This window comes from Streptomyces sp. NPDC031426, assembly GCF_055581585.1.
Genome location: NZ_JBVIJE010000080.1, coordinates 1 through 5,397, shown reverse-complemented (window position 1 = coordinate 5,397; position 5,397 = coordinate 1). Strand labels below are relative to the sequence as shown.

Here is a 5,397-nt window from a genome sequence, read left to right as displayed (position 1 = left end):
CGGGGTGACCTGCTCGGCCTTGATGCCGTCCGGCAGCGCGACGATGGCCGTGTAGCGGCTGGTGCGCTCGACGAGCGTGGCGACCGCCGAGGGCCTGGTGCCCATCACGAGGTCGCCCTCCCAATGACCGGGGACCTTCCGGTCCTCGGCCTCGGCGGGGCGGGCGGTGATGGACACCATGCCGCGGATGATGCCCCGCCCGGTAGGCCGACGGGCGATCTTCGGGCGGCGCATGGGCCGGCCTGACCGCAGGCGCTGAGTGAGACTGCGGTCGATTGCCTGGCGGCGACGAGGGTCGTAGAGCGAGAGGTAGATCGCTTCGTGCGAGATTTGCATGGTGGTGTCGCCAGGAAACTGACGTCGCAGCCACCCTGCGATCTGATCGGGAGACCAGCACAGAGCCAGCTTCGCCTCCACCAGAGCGCGCAGAGCCGGTCGTTGGGCGAGCTTGGCCTGCTTGGGCCGGCGCCCGCGCGCGTAGGCGGCCTCATCGGCGGATGCGGCACGGTAGCGGTCCCGGCCTCCGTTGCGGGCGATCTCTCGGGAGACGGTCGAAGGCGATCGGCCCAGCCGCCTGGCCAACTGCCGGCCAGATTCCCCGGCGGCGATGCCGCGGGATATCTCTTCGCGCTCGCTGCCGCTCAGATGCCGCTCTGATCGCTGCTGCGGGGTGATGCGGACGCCGCCGCTCTGGTGCAGGAACCGACGGGCGTTCTGCATCGGTGCCCCGAGCGCCCGCCCGATCAAACTGAACGACTGCCCTTCGCGCCAGCGTCTCCAGATCTCCTCCTGCTCAGCCGGCGAAAACCCGTAGTCACGCACCTGTGCCTCCACGATCACATGATCATCCGTGGGTGGTGCGTTGATCATTTGAGGGTGCCGTCGTTTTCCGACGCCTACGGAACGCCGCCCCGGCCGAGTAGCTCAGCGGGTAGAGCGCCGCTACCTGCGCGGCGGAGGTCGCGGGTTCGAATCCCGCCTCACGATCGCCGCACCGATCTTGATTTCGGGCATATCTTCATCTCGGCGAATCGTCAGGTCTTGCGCACGGCGCCGGTGAAGCCGGCGATGAACAGGGTGGCCGACGCCCACGCGGCCAGCTGCAGCAGCCAGCCCGCGACGGTGAGGGTCTGCCCTGCGCGGGTGCCGGTGGGGGCGCATAGGTCCTGCGCCCCCGTCTTGACCACCGGCAGACCCAGATCCAAACCCACGCCGACCCGCTCCACGACGCTGCAGGGCGTCGTGGGTGTGCTCGCGCCGGCGGTGTGCTCCAGGCCGCCGCCCGGCCCGCCGAGGATGACCGCCAGCGCGACCGAGCTGGCGAGGACGGCGAACAACAGCAGCAGCGCTCGCCAGGGTTGATAACCGAAGCCGAGGGCCAGCCCGGTGAATCGGGCCCAGGCCCGGTCACGCCGCCGAAGCCCGCCGCGGTCGATCTGGTCCCGCCGCTGTGCCATGAGAATGTCCCGCACCTCGCTGTCGTGACCGGCCGCCCGGTGGACGGCGGCCAACTGCTGGTACGGCTGAGCGGAGTAGCCGGGCGTGTGGTCACGCAACAGCTCCAGCCACCGGGACAACCCGACCGGCGCCGGCAGGTCCGCGTAGGTCAGCCCGTCGATGCCGACCAGGGCCCCTGTGGCCTGACCCGACCGCGTCACCCCGCTGGTGTCCAACCACAGCGAACCTTCGACCGACACGCCGTTCAAGGCGAGCACGGAGTGTCCGGCGCCGGTTGCCCGGAACCCGGCGCGGAGGAACACGGCTCGGTCGACCCGCAGACCGTCGGCGTGCAGGGCCGGTCCGGACATGTTCTCCAACCGCGCCCCGTCGCAATCCAGCAGACCGAGGTGGGCATCGATCAGCTGGACCGCGCCGGTTGCCCGGAACCCGGCGCGGAGGAACACGGCTCGGTCGACCCGCAGGCCGTCGGCGTGCAGGGCCGGTCCGGAGGTGTTCTCCAGCCGCGCCCCGTCGCATGCCAGCCGACCGAGATGGGCGTAGGCGAACCGGACCGTGCCCTGTTCGCCGACGCCGGTGGCCCGGAACCCATCGCGCAGGAACACGCTCTGATCGACCCGCAGAAACTCGGCGTGCAGGGCGGGACCGGACGTGTTCGCCAGCCGCGCACCGTCGCAATCCAGCAGACCGAGGTGGGCGCCGAGGAACCGGACCGCGTCGGAAGGTGTGTCGGCGTTGGCAACCGCTCTGCGCATCGTCATCGCCGGCGCGGTGAAGCGTGCGGCGTCAACCGGTGGGTCGTGCGAACCCGCGGGGTGCCCGAAACAGGAACCGTCCAGCACGAGGCCGGGCAGCTGGCTGTCGCACAGGTTCAGACCGTCGGGGACGAAGCAGTCGACCAGCTCGACCCGCAGATCGCTGGTGATGTTCGCCAGGTCGACGCGGCCGGTGATGCGCGCCCCGCGCAGCCGCAGCCCGTGCGGGTCCGCCTCGATGTCCCGGCGGCCGCGGACCAGGTCACGGATCAGCGCCGCCGGGACGGTATGAGTGCTGTCCCAGGATCGCATCGCGGCCACGTCGACCTGCCCGTCACCGGCCAGGTCCAGCATCTCGCCGTCGCGGACCGCGTCGAGCAGGCTCTGCTCCAACCAATCGGCTGCCACCCGAGCATGCTGGCCTGCCCCACCGCACGACGGCAAGCACGCCGACGCGAGGCACCGTTGAGCCCGCTGGTCGTCTTCAGGCGGCTTCTGCCATCACGTAGCCGTGGGCGACGTCGCGGCATTCGGCGGCACGGTTCTTGCGGCGCGCGAGCCGTCGTGTCATCAATGTGCTGGCGGGCCAGGTGATCCGCGACTCGCTCATCTCGGGCAACCGTTCGTAGTCGCGACAGTGCCGTCGAGCCCGCATGATCCACGACCAGGACCGTTCCACTGCCCACCTGCGCGGGAGCACGACGAAGCCCTTGGCCTCCGGTGGGCGCCGCACCGTCTTGACGGTGATGTCAACGCACTTCTTCGCCCAGGGCACCAGACCGTTCTAGGCGTAGGCGGTGTCGGCCCAGACGATGGTGATCTCCGGGTGCAGCAGGGCCAGACGGAACAGCAACTGCCCCGCTACCGCTTTGCCGTCATGGGCTGCCCAACGTCGTCGGCCGCGCGGCGCGGGCGGGGCAGGGTGGCGAGCAGCGGGAGTTCGAGCCGGAGTCCATGTCCAGGCGGAAGGTGCCGTACGGGTTGATGTTCGACCAGAACAAGGCGGTCAGCCCGCGCCGGTTCTCGTCGGTGAGCTTCTTCGCCCGGGCCGGTTCGGGGAGGACCTGCTGAAGCAGCAAGGTGTTGACGTGCACGGGCGCGGACTGGAGCAGGTGCAGCGCGAGCATCGACGTCTCGGCGTGCTCCTTGTCCGGCCCGGTCAGGGCGTCGCCTCGCCCCAGCCCAGCCCGAATTCCCAGCCGATGCCAACCCTTCCATTTACCCGCCCGCTACACGGGCGGTTGGCTGAAGGCCCTGGATGACAGTGGATTCGTCAGCGCTACATCGGGGCGTCATCCGCGCCTCTTCAGACAATCAGCGTGTGCTGATGCAGAAGGGGTGCCCAGCCGGATCAGTGAGGACCCGCGCCTCGTCCCCGTGAGGTTGGTGATCCGGCTTGCCCGCACCCAGCTCCAGCAGCCGGGCCTCGGCTTGATGCAGAGCCCCCTCGATCTTGAAGCAGATGTGAAGCTGCTGGGGAACGATCTGATCAGGCCAGCTCGGAGCCCGGTAATCGTCGACCCGTTGGAAACCGATGAACAGTCCGTACTCACCGTTGAGACCCGCGAAGTCTGCGTCCGACTTCGGATGCAGCTCAAGGCCGGTGGCCTGCTGATAGAACGCCGCCAAAGCCAGGGGATCGGGGCAATCGAGCGTTACAGCAACCAACTTCATCTGCAGGGGCATGGCACCTCCGGGCCGGTCGATCCGCGATCAACACCCTAAAGGCGGCTGAGCGACGGATGGCGAAGCCAGGCCATGTCATGGTCCGGATCAGGATCAGCCACTAAAACAGCTTCCAATGGCCCTCGGACACTACTTCGACGGCGCCGTCGGCCACCTTGATGGCAGTCTGCTCGTCAATCGCATACGCCGGACCCGCGATCCCGGCCGCCCATCGTTCTGCCGCGGCCAAGCTGTTCTCCGGACAAGCCGGATGATCCAGGTGCGGGAAGATCGAAAAATCAACCAGGCCCAGCGTGCTGTCGCCGCCGGTGGGCGGCTTCCAGCCCATGAATTCTTGCCCGATGCGGGGGGTCATCACCGTGCTCCCGGCGCTGAGTCCCACATACACGGTGTCGGGCAGCGACGGCAGGAGGTCAGCCAGCCCGGATTCCCGCATCCAGTGGCACAGGTACAGCGCGTCACCGCCATTGACCAGCAAGACGTCGGCCTCCCTGACCCAGGAGACCCAGCGCGCTTCGTCGATGCTGGGCAGCGCGGTGAGCTCCAGCACGCCCACTGACTCCCACCCCAGCTCGGTCATGGGGCTGGGAGATCGTCCGCTGATGAATCGCCATGGCCCAGCCGGATCGGCGTACGGGCCCCCATACCCCGCGGTGGGAATGCACAGGGCGCTGGACTCGGCAATCGGCTTACCCAGCAGGCAGACCAGCGCATCCTGGATGCTCGCGTTCTTGATACCGGAGTCGGTGAGGAGAAGCTTCATATGTCCTTCCCGAGGTACTGGCCGCACGCGTCAACAGCCAGCCGTTCGCCAACGCATCACGGCCGCCACCATGTCATGGCTGCATCAGGAACAGGTACTCAACTTGTCTTTTAACCTCCCTGCGCTTGGGTCTGCGGGCGCCTCTCCGGTGGGTCGTGGTTCTGATCACGCTGAAGGGGAGAGCTGTTCGCGCACCCATTCGGGATCGGGGTTGGTGTGTGGCTGGCCCGCCACGACGACGGTCGGCACGGTCTCGTTGCCGTCGTTGGCTGCTCGCACCGCTGCGGCAGCTGTCGGGTCGCGCCAGATGTTCACCCAGTGCAGCTGGCGGGCGCTGCGGCCCAGCCGGATGCGCAGTCGTATGCAGTACTTGCAGCCCGGCCGCCAGAAGACGACCGGTCGGCCGTCGACCGCGCTGCGGCGTTGTGCCTCCTGCGCACCGATCGACCTGGGGAAGATCAGGGGTGAGTTCACGCCGGCGAGCGCCAGGAACGCCAGCAGGAGTGCTGCGGCTGTGCCGGGGCTCCCTTTGAAGATCTGCCCAGTCGCGACGGCTGCGCCGCTGAGCACAAGCAGCATCGGCAGGATCCACGCACGCATCATGGATGCAGGCTATCGATGAGTCGAATTGCTCCTCGAACTAGTGGCTCGTCACGCAGCCTTGGTCGGGTAATCGGTCCAGGACCGGATCGGTGAGTCGGGCGCGAACGCCGTCTTGGGCTCGGCGCGGGCATT

General features: G+C 68.3%; 6 protein-coding genes, 1 tRNA gene and 1 pseudogene. 1 reads left to right on the top strand and 7 read right to left on the bottom strand.

Features of this window, described 5'->3' with window-relative positions:
- Positions 1-822 (bottom strand): IS30 family transposase (locus tag ACZ5NH_RS45135; protein WP_468784267.1); only part of this gene is annotated, 822 nt, incomplete at its 3' end.
- Positions 823-915: 93 nt separating this feature from the next.
- Between ACZ5NH_RS45135 and ACZ5NH_RS45130 the strand changes: the two genes are divergently transcribed.
- Positions 916-987 (top strand) — tRNA-OTHER (locus tag ACZ5NH_RS45130).
- Between the two features lie 47 nt (positions 988-1,034).
- Here the strand turns inward: ACZ5NH_RS45130 and ACZ5NH_RS45125 are convergent.
- The 6 genes and pseudogenes from ACZ5NH_RS45125 to ACZ5NH_RS45100 form a co-directional block, all read right to left on the bottom strand.
- Positions 1,035-2,621, bottom strand: a complete 1,587-nt coding sequence (locus tag ACZ5NH_RS45125) for a hypothetical protein (protein WP_468784263.1) — start codon at positions 2,619-2,621, stop codon at positions 1,035-1,037.
- A 142-nt stretch (positions 2,622-2,763) separates the two neighbouring features.
- Positions 2,764-3,084: pseudogene (locus tag ACZ5NH_RS45120) on the bottom strand (transposase); the annotation flags it as partial.
- A 4-nt stretch (positions 3,085-3,088) separates the two neighbouring features.
- Entirely contained in the window at positions 3,089-3,376 is a 288-nt protein-coding gene (locus ACZ5NH_RS45115; protein ID WP_468784265.1) for a Tn3 family transposase, read from the bottom strand.
- A 151-nt stretch (positions 3,377-3,527) separates the two neighbouring features.
- Positions 3,528-3,899: a VOC family protein gene (locus tag ACZ5NH_RS45110; protein ID WP_468784262.1), complete on the bottom strand. Its 372-nt coding sequence runs from the start codon at positions 3,897-3,899 to the stop codon at positions 3,528-3,530.
- A gap of 100 nt (positions 3,900-3,999) precedes the next feature.
- Positions 4,000-4,662: a Type 1 glutamine amidotransferase-like domain-containing protein gene (locus ACZ5NH_RS45105; protein ID WP_468784260.1), complete on the bottom strand. Its 663-nt coding sequence runs from the start codon at positions 4,660-4,662 to the stop codon at positions 4,000-4,002.
- Positions 4,663-4,827: 165 nt separating this feature from the next.
- Positions 4,828-5,265 (bottom strand): glutaredoxin domain-containing protein, encoded by a 438-nt coding sequence (locus ACZ5NH_RS45100; protein WP_468784258.1) that lies wholly within the window; start codon positions 5,263-5,265, stop codon positions 4,828-4,830.
- Positions 5,266-5,397 lie beyond the last annotated feature (132 nt).

Coding starts and splice junctions, on each gene's coding strand:
- ACZ5NH_RS45110 (WP_468784262.1), bottom strand. CDS start 3,899: ATGCCCCTGCAGATGAAGTTGGTTGCTGTAACGCTCGATTGCCCCGAT.
- ACZ5NH_RS45105 (WP_468784260.1), bottom strand. CDS start 4,662: ATGAAGCTTCTCCTCACCGACTCCGGTATCAAGAACGCGAGCATCCAG.
- ACZ5NH_RS45100 (WP_468784258.1), bottom strand. CDS start 5,265: ATGATGCGTGCGTGGATCCTGCCGATGCTGCTTGTGCTCAGCGGCGCA.